Origin of the sequence: Myxococcus sp. CA051A, assembly GCF_013336705.1 — a bacterium.
GTDB classification, from domain to species: Bacteria; Myxococcota; Myxococcia; order Myxococcales; family Myxococcaceae; genus Myxococcus; species Myxococcus llanfairpwllgwyngyllgogerychwyrndrobwllllantysiliogogogochensis.
The window spans coordinates 53,610-67,998 of sequence record NZ_JABUMS010000027.1; the positions used below are offsets into that span (position 1 = coordinate 53,610).

12 protein-coding genes and 1 tRNA gene are annotated in these 14,389 nt (G+C 69.4%); 5 read left to right on the forward strand and 8 right to left on the reverse strand.

What is annotated here, in order from left to right:
• The first annotated feature begins 41 nt into the window (after positions 1-41).
• On the forward strand, positions 42-560 hold the full coding sequence (locus HUA74_RS41820; RefSeq protein ID WP_174459041.1) for a hypothetical protein: 519 nt from the start codon (positions 42-44) through the stop codon (positions 558-560).
• Between the two features lie 150 nt (positions 561-710).
• Here the strand turns inward: HUA74_RS41820 and HUA74_RS41825 are convergent, their stop codons facing one another.
• The 8 genes from HUA74_RS41825 to HUA74_RS41860 form a co-directional block, all read right to left on the reverse strand.
• Positions 711-2,090, reverse strand: a complete 1,380-nt coding sequence (locus HUA74_RS41825) for a hypothetical protein (protein ID WP_174459042.1) — start codon at positions 2,088-2,090, stop codon at positions 711-713.
• A 26-nt stretch (positions 2,091-2,116) separates the two neighbouring features.
• On the reverse strand, positions 2,117-5,515 hold the full coding sequence (locus HUA74_RS41830) for a TonB-dependent receptor domain-containing protein (protein ID WP_174459043.1): 3,399 nt from the start codon (positions 5,513-5,515) through the stop codon (positions 2,117-2,119).
• 80 nt (positions 5,516-5,595) lie between these two features.
• Positions 5,596-6,027, reverse strand: a complete 432-nt coding sequence (locus tag HUA74_RS41835; RefSeq protein WP_141642070.1) for a biopolymer transporter ExbD — start codon at positions 6,025-6,027, stop codon at positions 5,596-5,598.
• Positions 6,028-6,036: 9 nt separating this feature from the next.
• The gene (locus tag HUA74_RS41840; protein WP_174459044.1) at positions 6,037-6,441 is read right to left on the reverse strand and encodes a biopolymer transporter ExbD; all 405 of its coding nucleotides are present in this window, start codon (positions 6,439-6,441) and stop codon (positions 6,037-6,039) included.
• Entirely contained in the window at positions 6,425-7,177 is a 753-nt protein-coding gene (locus tag HUA74_RS41845; RefSeq protein WP_141642072.1) for a MotA/TolQ/ExbB proton channel family protein, read from the reverse strand. Before HUA74_RS41845 ends, HUA74_RS41840 begins: the two co-directional genes overlap by 17 nt.
• A gap of 43 nt (positions 7,178-7,220) precedes the next feature.
• Entirely contained in the window at positions 7,221-7,994 is a 774-nt protein-coding gene (locus HUA74_RS41850; protein WP_174459045.1) for an energy transducer TonB, read from the reverse strand.
• A gap of 82 nt (positions 7,995-8,076) precedes the next feature.
• Positions 8,077-9,339, reverse strand: a complete 1,263-nt coding sequence (locus tag HUA74_RS41855; RefSeq protein ID WP_174459046.1) for a glycosyltransferase family 87 protein — start codon at positions 9,337-9,339, stop codon at positions 8,077-8,079.
• A gap of 492 nt (positions 9,340-9,831) precedes the next feature.
• Complete coding sequence (locus tag HUA74_RS41860; protein WP_174459047.1) at positions 9,832-11,223, reverse strand: NAD(P)/FAD-dependent oxidoreductase; 1,392 nt, start codon at positions 11,221-11,223, stop codon at positions 9,832-9,834.
• Between the two features lie 574 nt (positions 11,224-11,797).
• Between HUA74_RS41860 and HUA74_RS41865 the strand changes: the two genes are divergently transcribed.
• The 4 genes from HUA74_RS41865 to HUA74_RS41880 all read left to right on the forward strand — a co-directional run bounded on the left by HUA74_RS41865 (position 11,798) and on the right by HUA74_RS41880 (position 14,339).
• Positions 11,798-12,298 (forward strand): ribosome-binding factor A, encoded by a 501-nt coding sequence (locus HUA74_RS41865; protein ID WP_174459048.1) that lies wholly within the window; start codon positions 11,798-11,800, stop codon positions 12,296-12,298.
• On the forward strand, positions 12,295-13,452 hold the full coding sequence (locus tag HUA74_RS41870) for an RtcB family protein (protein ID WP_174459049.1): 1,158 nt from the start codon (positions 12,295-12,297) through the stop codon (positions 13,450-13,452). The genes HUA74_RS41865 and HUA74_RS41870 overlap by 4 nt, the downstream gene beginning before the upstream one ends.
• 222 nt (positions 13,453-13,674) lie before the next feature.
• A tRNA-Gln gene (locus HUA74_RS41875) sits at positions 13,675-13,745 on the forward strand.
• Positions 13,746-13,811: 66 nt separating this feature from the next.
• Positions 13,812-14,339 (forward strand): non-proteolytic archaemetzincin-like protein, encoded by a 528-nt coding sequence (locus tag HUA74_RS41880; protein WP_141641118.1) that lies wholly within the window; start codon positions 13,812-13,814, stop codon positions 14,337-14,339.
• The last annotated feature ends 50 nt before the right edge of the window (positions 14,340-14,389 follow it).

Sequence of the window (14,389 nt, forward strand, 5' to 3'; positions counted from 1 at the left end):
AGCAGATGTCTCCCCCATCGCGAGGAGCCAGGAGGCCCGCCATGTTCGATTCGAACGACAACGACCCTATTTCCCCGGCGCTGCGTGCGCTGCTGGAGCTGTTCACCACGGAGCTGGCGGAGGTGCGCTTCCCGGACATGAGCGGGGAGGTGCTGGAGGACGCGGCGGCGCAGGTGAGGGTGAAGGCGGAGGCGGTGGCGAAGGCGCAGGCGGCGCTGGAGGCCGCGCGGCAGTCGCTGCACGAGAGCCAGGACGCGTTGCTCCAGAAGGGCCAGCGCGCGCTGGCATACGCGCGGGTGTTCTCCGAGGAGAACCCGGAGCTGAACACGAAGCTGGACTCCATCCACCTGCCGCGTCCGGTGCGCAAGGGCGCGAAGGTGGAGGGTGTCGCGGTGGAGCCGGTGGCCGCGCAGCACGGCAACGAGGAGAACGCGCCGAAGCGCCGGGGTCGTCCGCCCAAGGTGCGTCCGTCCGCGGGTGCGTCCCTGTTCGCGGAAGGCGCCACGGCGGAAGCGCTGGCCGTCGCGCACGAAGGCAACGGCGTGCTGCCCACGGCGTGATGCGCTTGCCTTTAGGGGCCTCCTGAAAAAGCCGAGGCCCGGACGCGAAGCCTCCCCGGAGCCCCCCTCCGGTAGAGACCCGCGGCCGGGCCACGGTGCCGGTCCGCTCCGAGGGCAGCCACGGAGCGGACCGGTTTCAAGCGAGGTGACTCAGTTCTCCGGGAACGCCGTCCAGCCCGCCAGCCAGTTGGTGGTGCCCACCGCGCCGACGAAGCGCGCGCTGGTGTCGAAGCCCGCGCCCGGCGCGGCCGCGTTGTCCGGGTTCAGCAGGGGCGAGCCCGTGCGCGGCGCGAAGTTGGGCGCCGTCAGGTTCGTCGCGTCGGTGAGCTGCGGGTCCTGCGTCTTCACGCCGTTGGCCGCGACCAGGATTCGCTCCGCCTCGTTGAAGCGGCTGACGTCCGCGTCCACCGTCACGCCACCCTCCACCTTCGGGTTCGGCGCGAAGGGGATGGTGTCGTTCAGGTTGGCGTTGTCGAAGAAGAAGGTGTTGCGGATGGACAGCCGAGGGTCGGCCGACTCCTCGGTGAAGAGCGCCGCGGAGGCGGTGCCGTCCACGTCCACGGCCTGGTCCTTGAAGTAGGCGACGACGGCGTTGCGCAGCTTGATGCCCGCGCCGGTGTTGAACACCAGGCCCTCCTGCGAGGGGTTGCCACCCGGGTCCGCGTTGGAGCCGATGAAGCTGGCGTTCCAGATTTCGGGGATGGAAATGGGCTCCTGCGTGGCCGTCGTCTTGTGGCTGGAGGCCTCGATGGCGCGGTCGCCCACGCGGGGGCTCTGCTGCACGACGAGGAACTGGACCTTGCCGGTGTAGCCCAGGTCGTAGTCCAGCGCGTCATCATCCGCCTGGGTGATGACGATGTGCTTGAGCGGCGCGGTGCCGCCGAACATCTCGATGCCGTCGTCCAGGCCCTTGTGGACCTGCACGTAGTCGATGTCCGTCCCCGTGCCGCAGCCGCCCACGGTGAGGCCGTTGAGCTCGTTGTTGGGCGCCAGCTCGAAGCCGGCGAACTCGATGCGCGCGTACTTCAGCGTGCCGCAGCTGTGCGCGTCGTCCGTGCCGCCGTACTTCGTCTGGTCATTGCCGCTGGTGGAGAAGAACCCCTCGATGGTCGTCTCGCCGCCGGACACGTTCAGCTTCGCGCGACCGAGCAGCACCACGCCGCCCCAGTTGCCCGGCTCGCGCTGACCGGCCGCCTTGGAGGACGTGAAGACGATGGGCTTCTCCGCGGTGCCCACCGCGTTGATGCGCGCGTTACGGGTGATGATGAGCGCGCTGCCCTGCTCACCCTTGACGATGGCGCCCGCCTCGATGTTCAGCGTGCCGCTGTTGACGAAGACGTACTTCTTGAGGACGTAGGTGTTGCCCGTCTTCCAGGTCGTGTCCGCGGTGATGTCCTGCGCCACTTCCACCGTCTCGGCATCGGGCGGCGGGGGGGGCTGGTCAATCGGGTCCTTCTTGTCGTCGTCGCCGCAGCCAGTGCCAATGACAAGGCTGGACAGGATGAAGAGGGAGGCAAACAAGCGCTTCATGGCGAGACTTCCTTTCGGGAGGGAAACTACAGGGAGAGGCCGAGCGACGCGGAGAACGCGAGGCCCGGGCGGTACTGGACCAGGGCGATGTCGCCCTGCTGGAAGGTGATGCGGGAGTTGAGGAGGTTGGACGCGGTCAGCTTGAGCTGCATGGCCTCGGTGAGCTTCTGGGTGACGGCCAGGTCCATGCGGTGGAACGGCTGCTCGTAGACGTCGGGCAGGTTGTCGGTGCCCACTTCGTTGATGCGGCGGCCGTAGACGTTGTAGAGCAGCGCCACTTCCGTGCCGCTCTGGGGCCGCTCGTAGCCGAGGTTGACGTTGACGACGTAGGGCGACTGGCCCTGCATCGGACGCTCTGCGTTGGTCTGCAGGCCCTGCAGCGAGCCCAGGTCGATGTTCGACTGGATGAGCGTGAGGTTGACGCCCACCTTGAACGGTTGGAGCGCCGGGGTGACGCGGCCCAGCGAGGTGCGCGCCTCCAGCTCCAGGCCGTAGGTGTTCGCCGCCGGCGTGTTCTCGAAGTTCATGTCGCCGGCGCCCGCGGAGTTGACGACGCGCTCGATGGGATTCAGGAAGCGCTTGTAGAAGACGCTCGCGGCGAGCACCTCGTTGTCCCCGGTGAACCACTCGACGCGGGCGTCCGCGTTGTGGATGCGCGTCTGCACCAGGGCCGGGTTGCCGGAGACGTTCCGGCGGCGCACGAAGTCGTAGAAGGTGAAGGGCGCCAGCTCGCGGAAGGTGGGCCGCGCCAGCGTGTAGCTGTAGCCCGCGCGCAGGTTCACCGTGGGGGTGAGCGCGTAGATGGTGTTGAGCGTGGGCAGCCAGTCCAGGTAGTCGGCGTCGTTCCGGGAGGCCTCCGCGCCGGTGAATTGATTGAGCGCCGTCAGCTTCTGCTGGGTGCTCTCCAGGCGCAGGCCACCGACGAGGCGCAGCGCCTCCGTGGCCTTGACGTCGGCGGTGACGTAGCCGGAGAAGACGCCGAGCGACGCGTCATACGCGTCCGAGTCCGGACGGGTGCTCTCCTGGATGCGCATGCCGTTGCCCAGGTACTCCGCGCCGAAGAGCGTCTCGGGAGGCAGGAAGCGGTCCACGTCCGAGCTGGGGGAGATGCCGTAGCGGAAGCGGCGGGCGCGGAAGTCGCGGAAGGACAACTGCGTCAGGCCGCCCACCTTCAGGCGCACGTCCGCGAGGGGCACGGTGATGTTGACGCTGCCACCGAAGGACGTCTCGCCCAGGTCGGCGAAGAAGCGCTCGCCGCTGTTGGCCTGGTTGGGGAAAGACATGCCGCCGGACGGGTTGCCCAGGTTGTCGCTGTAGAGCGAGTCGCGCGTGTCCGGCTCGTCGCGGTCCACGCGGGACAGGTTGGCCTGCCAGTCCACCTCCGAGTCGCCGAAGAGGCCGATGCGGTGGAAGCCACGGAGCTGGTTGAAGGAGAGCTGCCGGACGACGAACTGGAGGCGGCTGCCCTCGTACCGGTCACCCTTGAGCGAATCCACGCCGACGCTGGTGGTGGTGCGCGTCTCGGTGCCTCGGGTGAAGAGGCTGAAGAGGGTCAGCTCGTTGTCGCGGTCCAACTGGTAGCCGACGCTGGCGAGGCCGCTCAGGTTGGCGACTTCGGTGCCCAGTTGCGTCTGGGCGTCGTCGTAGCTGACGAAGTTGCCCTCCAGGTCGTAGGAGGCCTTGCTGTACTGCGTGAACTGGGTGTTCTCGCGGTGGCCGTAGTTGACGGTGGCCAGGTAGCCCAGGCGCTGGTTGTCGAAGCGCAGTGTGTCGCCGAGCGACGCGCTCAGGCCGATGTTGGGCAGCGCCGTCTTGCTGCGCGCGTTCCACACGTTGTTGAAGCTCTCCCACTGGCGCTCCTGCTCGGCGAGCGACTCGTTGCCGTTGCCGAGCGCGTGGTCCGTGGGGATGGCGGAAGGCAGCCGGCGGCTGCCGCCGGGGAAGCCGAGGAACTCCATGCCGCCACCGCCGGTCTGGGTGTTGCGTGCCTGGCCCGTGGTTTCGGTGTCGCCGCCGAAGGTGAGGCGCGGCTTGAATTCGAACTGGCTGGGATAGGTGTTGGTCTCGATGAGGAGCGCGCCGCCGCCGAAGGAGCCGGGCAGGTCGGCGGTGTAGCTCTTCACCACGTTGAGGTTGGCGAGCAGCGAGGTGGGGAAGAGGTCCAGCGGGACGCTGGGCTCATCGGGTTCGGGGCTGGGCAGCAGCGCGCCATTGAGCAGGGTGGTGATGTAGCGACCGCCCAGGCCGCGCAGGTAGACGTAGCGGCCGTCGACGACGGTGGCGCTGACGACGCGCTTGACGGCATCGGAGGCGCTGGAGTCGGGCGTGCGGGCGATTTCCTGGGCGCTGATGGCGTCGGAGACGGCGGCGGCCTTCTTGCGTTCCTGGAGGAGGGCGCCTTCCGCGCGACGGTCGGCGCGGGCCTCGACAACGACCTCCTGCACGGCGCCCACGTCCGCGCCGAGCGCGACGTCGAGCTTGGTGGCCTTGCCCTCCGTGACGATGACGCCGGTGATGCGGCGGCCCTGATACACGTCGTAGAAGACGCGCAGGTCGTACTTGCCGGGCGGCAGCGCGAGTCGGTAGTTGCCGTCCAGGTCGGTGAGCGTCTGCTTCTGCGCGCCCGTGACGACCTTCACGGTGGCCTCGATGAGGCCCTCCTGGTTGGCCTCGTCGACGACCTTGCCGTGGATGCCCGTGAAGCCCGGGGGCGGCGCGGAGGACTCGGCCAGCATGGCCTCGTCATCGGTGGCCGAGGCGTCGGCGGGCTGCGCGGTGGCGGGATCACCTTCGACAGGCTGCGCGTCCGGCGACTGCACCGTCGCGGGAGCCCCGTCGACAGGCTGCGCGTCCGGCGACTGCACCGTCGCGGGAGCCCCGTCGACAGGCTGCGCGTCCGGCGACTGCACCGTCGCGGGAGCCTGCTCGGCGCCCGGCGTCTGCGAGCCGTTCGACTGCGTGGTGGCGGGAGCCTGCGTGGCGCCCGGCGTCTGCACCGTCGCGGGAGCCTGCACGGCGCCCGGCGTCTGCGTGCCGTTCGGCTGCGCGGTGGTGGGAGCCTGCACGGCGCCCGGCGTCTGCGAGCCATTCGGCTGCGTGACGCCCGATTGCCGTGGAGAGGTCGGTGTGGGGGAAGGAGGAGGTGGCTGTGATTGCTTCGTTCCGTCGGCGGCCGGGGCCATGCCGGGAGCGGCGGGGCGCAGTTCCTCGGACGGCGGCGCCTGGTTGTCCGTCACGGGCGGGACGACCTGCGTCTCCGTGCCCGACGGAGTGCTCTCCGAGCCAGGAAGGGAAGGGGTTTGACCGAGGGCGAGCCCGGGCGAGGTGATGAGTATGAGCGCTGCCACGAGGGCGCGCTGAAGGCTTGCGCGAGACAACACGGCTCTCCTTGCCAACGGTCGCGCTGTAAACAACGCGAGTCGCATGGCATTGGAATGGATGGCTTGTGACGATTCAGGCGGCGGATCGAAAACTCGAGGTCACGACCCGCCGCCAGGCGGACACTTCAGTCCGCGAGCTTGTCCGGCAGCACGCCCACGGTGAGATTTCCTCCCCGGGCGAGGTCCAGCACTTCCATGGCGGCGCCGTAAGGCACGTCGTCGCCCGCGTCGAAGAACACGATCTTGTCCGGGCGCGCGTTGAGCATGCGCTGCAGTCGCGCGACGACCTGCTCGCGCGGGACTTCTTCCCGGTTGATGCGCAGCACGCCTGAGCGGTCCACCGTGAGCACCACCGGTGGCAATGCGTCGGGCGGAGGGGGAGGTGGCTCGTCCTGCTTGTCGCTCTTCGCGGGCACCGTCATCCACATCTGCTTGGTCAGCAGCGGGGTGACGACCATGAAGATGATGAGCAGCACGAGCACCACGTCCACCAGTGGCGTCACGTTCATCGTCGGGCGCAGGCCGCCCGCTTTGCCGCCTCCGAGGTCGAATGCCATGGCGCGCTCCTACTTCTTCCTGTCGATGACCTGCAGGTTGATGCCCGGGAAGCCCAGGTCCTGCATGCTCTTGAAGACGCCACGCACCTCGGAGTAGCGCACGCCCCGGTCCGCCTTCAGCACCACCGGCGAGTCCGGCTTCTTCTCGCGCAGGGCCTTCAGCTCCACGAGCAGCGCGTCCTTCTTGAGCTCCTTGCGGTCCATGAAGATGGCGCCGTTGGCGGCCAGGCTCACCGTGGTCGGCTCCAGCTCCTTGTTCTCCTTGTCCGGGTTCGTCGCGGCGGGCAGCTCCACGGACGCGCCCGACTCGATTTGGGGCGTGACGACCATGAAGATGATGAGGAGGACGAGCACCACGTCGACCAGCGGCGTGACGTTCATCTCCGGGGTGATGCTGCTACGCCGGGCGGACATCGAGCCCCTCCCGGCGCGCCACGGTCTCCGGACCGGTGGCCACCGCGCCGTTGTTCACGCCGCCGCGCTTGTCGGCCGGCATGTCCTCCAGGTGGTCCATCAGCTCGCTGCGCGCGGCATCCAGCGAGAGCTGGAGCGCGTCCGCGCGAGTGGAGAGGAAGTTGAACATCAGCACCGCGGGGATGGCGACGAGCAGGCCCAGCGCGGTGACGACGAGCGCCTCGGCGATGCCGGCGGACACCGCGCCCAGGCCGCCGGAGCCCTCCTTGGCGATGCCGGCGAAGGCCTCGATGATGCCGACCACGGTGCCGAGCAGTCCGACGAACGGCGCCACCGAGCCCACCGTGGCGAGCAGCGACATGCCGCGCCGCACGTCCGCGCTGACGCGGTCATTGATGCGCACCAGCTCGCGGCGGGTGAGCTCCACCGGGCCCAGCTTGCCCGCGGGCTGCTTCGACTTCGCGAGGAACGCCTTCATGCCGCCGCCGAGCAGCACGGCCAGGTGGCTGCCCTTGGTGCCCTCGGCCTCCTTCACCAGCGCCTCGTGCTGGTGCTGCATGAGGAGCTGACCGGCGCGAGCGGCGAAGGCGCGCGAGGTGGCGCGGGAGCGGAAGAAGACGAACAGCCGCTCGAAGAAGACAGCGAGGGACGCGACGGCGAAGAGCATCAGCGTCCAGGCGATGCCCAGGGCGAACACGCCCATGTGGTTGTAGATGTCGCGAAGATTGAAGTTCATGGCGATGTGCTCCTGGGGGGCAGGTGCGGGTGAGTCAGACGGCCTACGACTTGAGACGGAACGGAACCTTGAAGATGCGGAAGACGGCGGCGGGGCGGCCGTCGACGATGGCGGGCTTGAAGCGCCACGTGCGCACGGCGGAGAGCGCCGCGCTGGCGAAGGGCTCATCACCGCGCATGACCTTGAGCTGGGTGACGCGGCCATCCACCTCGACGACGCCCTTGAGGATGACCATGCCCTCCTGACCCTTGGAGCGGGCCTCGGAGGGGTATTCAGGAATGAGGTTGGACTCGAGCGGCTCCGGCGCGGTGGCCGACTCCGGCAGGTTGATGGGCGCCGCGCGACCACCTCCGGCGGAAAGGCCCTCGCCGCTACCGGTGCCACCCACCCGGCCGCCCGGCACGAGCGCGCCAGTGCCGCCCACGGCGATGGGCGCTGCTGCCACCGTCTCCGTGGCGGCCTCGGGAGGCTTGTCGAGCGGCACCACCGTCGGCGCGACGATGGGCGCGGGCGCGACGAGGGGGGCCGCGGGAGGCGGCGCCTTGGCGAGCGCGGGAGGCGCGGCCTTGGGAGGCAGCTTGGGTTTGGGCGGCGCGGGCGGCGGCGGAGGCGGGGGCTTCACCTCGACGACGGGAGGCGGGGGCGGACGGAAGACGACGTCCGTGCCCTTCTTCTCCTGGATGACCTCGCGCACCTTGCCGGCGAAGGAGACGACGGCGACTCCGATGAGCACGAAGACCGCGACGGACGCCGTGGTGGAGAGCGCGAACCTTCGCGCCGAGGCAACATCGGAGGCGCTGTCGAACGTTTCGAACATGGCTGACGCGCATATAGCGACGCCATGTTTCAGGGGTGTCCGGACCCCGTGACACTTTCAGGCCAGGAAGATGACGGATGCGTCACGGCGCCCGCATGCCACGCAGGGTGCGAGGCAAACGGGCGAGAGTGTCACCGAGCGTCATCGCGCGAGGCGCACCTTGTTGGCGGATCTGCCACAACATGGCGATCAGCAACGCGGAGTACACGAGCGCGAAAGGGCGCATCAGCAGCACGTCGCGAGACCAGTCGAACCCCAATCCCTTGTCGGAGAACATGGTGCCGATGACGGCAATGACTCCGACGAGGGTGAGGTTGGAGCGGAAGCGGCCCTCGGTGGCGGCGCGCACCAGCGGCCAGGCGAGCACGTAGTTGGCGCGCCAGCCCAACGGTGACAGGAGCGTCACGCCCAGGCAGCACAGGGCCAGCAGGTCCGCGGGGCCCGGCCGCGCCCACAGCACGCCCGCGAGGAACAGGGCGATGGCGACGAACTGGGCCAGGGTGATGGCGAACGAGGGCGGCGTGGCGACGGAGCCCGGGTGGAACAGGGTGATGAGCAGCGTGGGCAGGCCCTGCGCATTGGTGCTGAGCACCCAGGGGGGCGTGGTGCGGGCGAGCGTCTCGCTCCACATCTGGAACTGGGTGAGGGTGCCGTCCCAGCCATAGCGCGCCAGGGTGGGCAGCGAGAGCACGACGCCGAAAACAGCGGTGGCGCCGATGACGCGCCAGTGGCGGCGCCAGAGAAAGAACAGACCGATGAGCGCGGCGGGGGGCTTGAGGAGGAAGGCCACCGCGAAGGCCGCGCCCGGACGCCACACCTGGCCGCGCTCGGCGCCGAGCGCGGAGACGACGACGAGCAGCAGCATGACGACGTCGACCTGGCCGTAGAACAGCTCGAAGGTGAAGGCGGGCAGCAGGGCAATGGTGGTGAGCGCGGGGGCCCAGGACCACGGCGCGGCCTCACCAGGGCCGTGCGGCGAGCGGCGGGTGAGGCGGGCCACGGCCACGAGCGCGAGGATGGAGCCGACGTTCCACAGCGCGACGGCCATGCGCGGGGGAAGGAAGCTGAAGGGGATGAAGAGGGGCGTGGTGACGGGCGCGTACTTGAACGGCATGGTGCCGTCGGAGACGCGGTAGAGGTCCGTGCCCTCGATGAAGCGCTCGGCGGCGGTGAGATACACGCGGAAGTCCACGCCACGGCGAGGGTGCTGACCGACGGCGACGGCGGCGACGAGCAGCACCGCGAGCACCAACCACCAGAGCCAGCGGGCCCACTTCGTGGAGGTGTACTTCGCGGGGCTGGAAGCGTCGCTCAGCGCGCTCGCGGATTGGGACGAGGTCGTCACGGGGCCAGGCTCCCGGGTTCGAGGACAGGGGAGTGGACGGGCCCATTCACGCGGGGTGTGGGCGAAGGGCGGGGAAGGCCGTGGTGTCGGCACGGCCCCGGGGCGTCGACGGGCATCGAGGAGGCGGGGAGGGCGGGGGAGGTGTTCACCATTTCACGCCGGGGCCCTGCCCGGCAACGGCCTCCGTGTGGAGGTGGCGAGGTGGATCTCCCCCCTCGGGTTACCTGCCTGCCCGGACATGGCGCGGAGGTCGTCACCTGGAGTGTGCCTGGATGTGTGGTGCCGTCGCGGAGGAAGGTGTTTCACTGACCTGGCGGCACATACGGGTGTGGCCCTGTCACGCCGACGCGGAGACGTCGTGAGGGGGACGCCCTGGCTCCCGGGTGGGTGCGTGTCCCGGGGCCTGTATGGGATTGGGCAATCCCATACAAGGGCTGCCATGCGCGCCGGGGCTGGCGAGCCGCACACTCGCCAGCGACCCACGTGCTCGCGCTACAGGCCGTACGTCTCCAGCAAGCGCAGCCACACCTCACTCATCGTGGGGAACGACGGCACGGCATGCCAGAGCGTGTCGAGCGACACCTCACCCGCGACGGCGATGGTGGCAGCGTGAAGCATCTCGCCCACCTCGGGTCCGGTGAAGGTGGCGCCCAGGATGACCCGGCGCTTCTCGTCCACCACCAGCTTCGCCGTGCCACCGAGCTTCTCGCCGAACAGTGACGTACCCGACACCTTGCCCAGGTCGTACTGCACCGTGCGCACGGGCAGCCCCGCTTCACGGGCCTTCGCCTCCGTGAGGCCCACGCTCGCCACCTGTGGGTGCGTGAAGATGACCTGCGGCGTCGCCTTCGTGTCCGCCCACGCGCTCGCCTTCTTGCCCGCGATGACGTCACCCACCAGTCGCGCCTGGTATTTGCCCATGTGCGTCAGCAGGTTGCGGCCATTCACATCGCCGCATGCGTAGAGCCAGCCACCCTCCACGCCCTTCGCGCGGAGCTGGTCATCCACCTGCACCGTCTCGCCGGCCTTCAGCCCCACCGTCTCCAGGCCCAGGGAGTCCGTGCGCGGCACGCGGCCCATGCCCACCAACACCGCATCGCCCTTCAGCTCCTCGCCCGTCGAGAGCTTCACCGTCACCTCGCCCTGGCCTCCCGGGCGACTCACGCCGGTGATGGATGTGCTCAGCATCACCTTCACGCCTTCGTCGCGCAGGGCCTGGGCCACCTGCTCACCCACGAAGGGCTCGAAGCGGGACAGCAGCGCCTTGCCGCGCTCCACCAGCGTCACCTCCGAGCCCAGCGAGCGCCACGCCTGCGCCAGCTCCACCGCCACCACGCCGCCGCCCAGCACCAGCAGCCGCTTGGGCACCTGCTTCGCGCCCGTGCCCTCGCGGTTGTCCCACGGTCTGGCTTCCTTCAGCCCCGGGATCTCCGGGATGCGCGGCCGGCTGCCCGTCGCGAGCACCACCGCGCGTTTCGCCTCCAGCTCGCGCACGGTGCCGTCCTTGGCCTCGACACGCACCTTGCGCGGGCCGGTGAGCTTGCCGTGGCCGCGCACCACCGTCAGCTTCGCGCCCTCGGCCCACTTCACCTGGGAGTCGTCGTTGTAGTAGCCGACCATGGCATCGCGGTGCTCCAACACCGCGCTGGCGACCAGCGGCCCCTTGATGGTCTCTCGCACACCCGGCGAGTGCTTCGCCAACCAGAGCGCCTCCGCTGGACGCAACAGCGCCTTGCTCGGAACGCAGGCCCAGTAGGAGCACTCGCCGCCGAGCAGCTCGTGTTCGACCAGCGCCACGGAAAGCCCGGCCGCGGCGGCTCGCGCTCCCGCATTCTCTCCCGTGGGCCCACCACCAATCACCACCACATCGAAGACATCCGCCATGTGTTCGCCCTCGCGCCCTGCTGCGTAGGCAGGGAGGTGCGAAGGGGCCAATCCCACGCGAGGCTTCTCGTCGGATGGTGGAAAGAAGGGGTGGCGACCACCGGACATCCGCCCCCTCTCCAGGAGGCTCGACGGTGCGCGCTGTCCTCCAGGTGACGCCTGCCTTGTCCCGAGAGGAGGGCCCCCCGTCCCCGCGTGTCAGGAGTCCCCAGGCATTTTCGTCAGCGTCCGCCGGTGTGCGCGGACAGGCGGTGAGCGCCGTCCGTTCTCCCCGTCGGAAACCCACGAGTGCCCGTGCCGGAGACTCCGAGCGCGGCGGGAGGTGTGCCATGGGGACTGTATTGAACGGTGTCTCGGGTCGCTTCGCGTCGTGCTCGTCTTACGAGCGCTGAGTTCCTCCCTCACCCGCCTTCGAGGATGAGTGGGTCGGAGAGGGTTGTGTCCTCGTCGAGCCAGCACCGCGCGCAAGCCTTTGTCACCGTGCACTCCGGCCGTCGTGCCGCACGCGTCCTCGTGAGCTGAGTCACGAGGTGTGCGCCGCACGCGCGGCCTGCTGGGAACTCTTCGTCCACTCATGGCTTCTTCCAGGAATCGTCGTCCCCGCGCGTCCCGTCGGCGCGAGGGTGCTGCTGCATCGTCGTTCTCGTTGTCGTCGTCCGAACCTCCCTCCGCGCGTCATCTGCGCGTTCAGTCCACCCTGTTCCAGGAGGTCTCCCTCCTCTTCCGGAGCGAGCTGTCCGACCCTCGACTCGAAGGTGTCTCACCGGCGTCCTTCGAACTCACACCGGATGGTCGGCTCATCCGCATTGGCTACACCCTCACCCCGGCGGCGGTGTCGGGCGCGCGTGAAGTCCAGGAGGCACTGGCCCGAGCCAGTGGCTACCTGCGCTCGCAGCTCGCACAGCACCTGGACCTCAAGCGGGTGCCTCAGCTGCGCTTCATCTACATCGGCGTGGCCGAGCACCCGACGGAGGCGTTGTCCGCCGAGCCCCCAGACACCGCCATTCCCGAAGACGAGGACGAAGTACCCGGGTTCTTCGACGAGGACGGCGATGACGAAGGAGGTGCGCGATGAATCCACGCATCCTCCCGGCCGAGCCCGGCGCAGTGTCCATCCTCGTCTGGGCACGCGCCCTTCCACCCGGCGCGGAGAAACAACTCCGGCACCTCGCCGCCCAGCCCTACGTCGTCGAGCACGTGGCCGCGATGCCGGACGTCCACGTCGCGCACGGCGTCGCGGTGGGCTCCGTCTTCGCCACCGAGCACCACGTCGTCCCCGGTGCCCTCGGTGGAGACCTGGGCTGTGGCGTGAGTGCCTACCGCTTCGCGTATCCCGCCGCGGCCTTGGGGCGTGACACGCTGGAGCTGCTGCTCACCCGCTTGTCCCAGGTCATCCCGGTGGGAGACGCGACGCATCGAGGTCGCGGCCTTCCTCTTCCGTCCGAGATGGAGGCGCCGCCGCTGTCCACCCAGAAGCTGCGCCATGCCTGGGAGCGGCTGGCGCCGCGACACCTGGGCACGCTCGGCGGTGGCAACCACTTCCTCGAACTGGACCGGGACGCGGGAGGGGACCTCTGGCTGCTCCTGCACTCCGGCTCTCGCGGCGTGGGCGCGGCCATCGGCGAGCATCACCAGCGTGTCGCGAAGACGCTCGGGGAAGGCAGCCTGCCTGGCCTGAGCCTGCACACGCCCGAGGGAGTCGCCTGCCTCGCGGACCTGGACCTCGCCTGTCGCTTCGCCCGAGCGAACCGCGACGCGCTGGCCGCGAGGGCCCTGGACGTGTTGTCCCGGACACTGGGCATCTCACCGGAGCCGGAATCCACGGTGGATCTCCACCACAACCACGTCGCCAGGGAGACGCACTTCGGCCGCGCGCTGTGGGTCCACCGCAAGGGCGCGGTGGGCCTGGAGGCGGGGCGGCAAGGGCTCATCCCCGGTTCGATGGGCACCGCCTCCTATGTGGTGGAAGGCCGGGCCGAGCCCCGCGCGTTCCGCTCCTGCTCCCACGGCGCCGGCCGGGTCCTCACCCGGACCGAGGCCCGCGCCCGCATCCGTCCCTCGGCCCTGGAGCACGCCCTGCGCAGGGTGGTGCATGACTCCCGCCGGGCCGCGGCGCTCGTGGAGGAGGCGCCCGCCGCCTACCGCGACATCGTCGAGGTCCTCGAGGACGAGGCGGACCTCGTCACTCCCGTCCGGCGCCTGACACCCATCGCCGTCCTCAAGGGCTGAATCCCGCCTCGCGGGGGCCCGGAGCTCCGTCTCCGGGCCCTCGCGCCGATACACGCGGAGCGGTCAATTCACTCCTGGTGGAATTCAGCGCGTCCGGACCCGTACTTTCCGGGGTTGATCCGCGTGGAAGAGGGGGGACGACACATCCCGACGTCAGAGTGGGTTCCCGAGCCCGTCCAGATGCCGTAGAATCGGCCGCCAGAAGTTCACGTGCGAACCTGCTGGGGCGTCGTCTAATGGCAGGACATCAGACTTTGACTCTGAGTATCAAGGTTCGAATCCTTGCGCCCCAGTCATTCCGCTCCGGGGGGACGCGGTAGCCAGCGCGTCCGTCCGTGTGCATGAAGGACGGTGGCCCGATGCCGCAGAAGACGCTCCTGCTGGTCTCCGTGGGAAGCCCAACGGCAACCCTGTTGAAAGACCTCCAGGACCCACTGACCACACAGATGGGCACCGCTTCGGTGGTGGCGAAGACGGCGCTCCCGACGCCGGCCTATGCCTTCAACAAGGACCGTGCCCAGTACCACTGCAACGCCATCATGCGTCGGCTCACGCCGATGATGGAGCCCGGTCAGCACCTGGTGCTCGGCGTGACGGACGTGGACCTCTTCGTCCCGGACTCGCCCTTCGTCTTCGGCGAGGCGGACCGCGAGTCCCGCACGGCGGTGGTGAGCGTGTTCAGGCTTCGCCAGGGCGCTGACGGCGAGCACCTGCGGCGGCGCATCCAGGTGGAGGTCACCCACCAGGCGGGCCACCTGCTCGGGTTGTCCTACTGCGAGGACCCCCGGTGCGTGATGTTCTTCGCGCAGTCCCCGCAGGACTGCGACCGCAAGCAGCTGTCGCTCTGCAACCAGTGTCGCAACGAGCTGGCCAAGCTCAACCGCTGAACCCCTTCGCGCGGGCTTGCCCGTGAATGCCTTCGCACGCGTTGACGTCC

Coding starts and splice junctions, on each gene's coding strand:
- HUA74_RS41820 (WP_174459041.1), top strand. CDS start 42: ATGTTCGATTCGAACGACAACGACCCTATTTCCCCGGCGCTGCGTGCG.
- HUA74_RS41825 (WP_174459042.1), bottom strand. CDS start 2,090: ATGAAGCGCTTGTTTGCCTCCCTCTTCATCCTGTCCAGCCTTGTCATT.
- HUA74_RS41830 (WP_174459043.1), bottom strand. CDS start 5,515: ATGCGACTCGCGTTGTTTACAGCGCGACCGTTGGCAAGGAGAGCCGTG.
- HUA74_RS41835 (WP_141642070.1), bottom strand. CDS start 6,027: ATGGCATTCGACCTCGGAGGCGGCAAAGCGGGCGGCCTGCGCCCGACG.
- HUA74_RS41840 (WP_174459044.1), bottom strand. CDS start 6,441: ATGTCCGCCCGGCGTAGCAGCATCACCCCGGAGATGAACGTCACGCCG.
- HUA74_RS41845 (WP_141642072.1), bottom strand. CDS start 7,177: ATGAACTTCAATCTTCGCGACATCTACAACCACATGGGCGTGTTCGCC.
- HUA74_RS41850 (WP_174459045.1), bottom strand. CDS start 7,994: ATGTTCGAAACGTTCGACAGCGCCTCCGATGTTGCCTCGGCGCGAAGG.
- HUA74_RS41860 (WP_174459047.1), bottom strand. CDS start 11,223: ATGGCGGATGTCTTCGATGTGGTGGTGATTGGTGGTGGGCCCACGGGA.
- HUA74_RS41865 (WP_174459048.1), top strand. CDS start 11,798: ATGGCTTCTTCCAGGAATCGTCGTCCCCGCGCGTCCCGTCGGCGCGAG.
- HUA74_RS41870 (WP_174459049.1), top strand. CDS start 12,295: ATGAATCCACGCATCCTCCCGGCCGAGCCCGGCGCAGTGTCCATCCTC.
- HUA74_RS41880 (WP_141641118.1), top strand. CDS start 13,812: ATGCCGCAGAAGACGCTCCTGCTGGTCTCCGTGGGAAGCCCAACGGCA.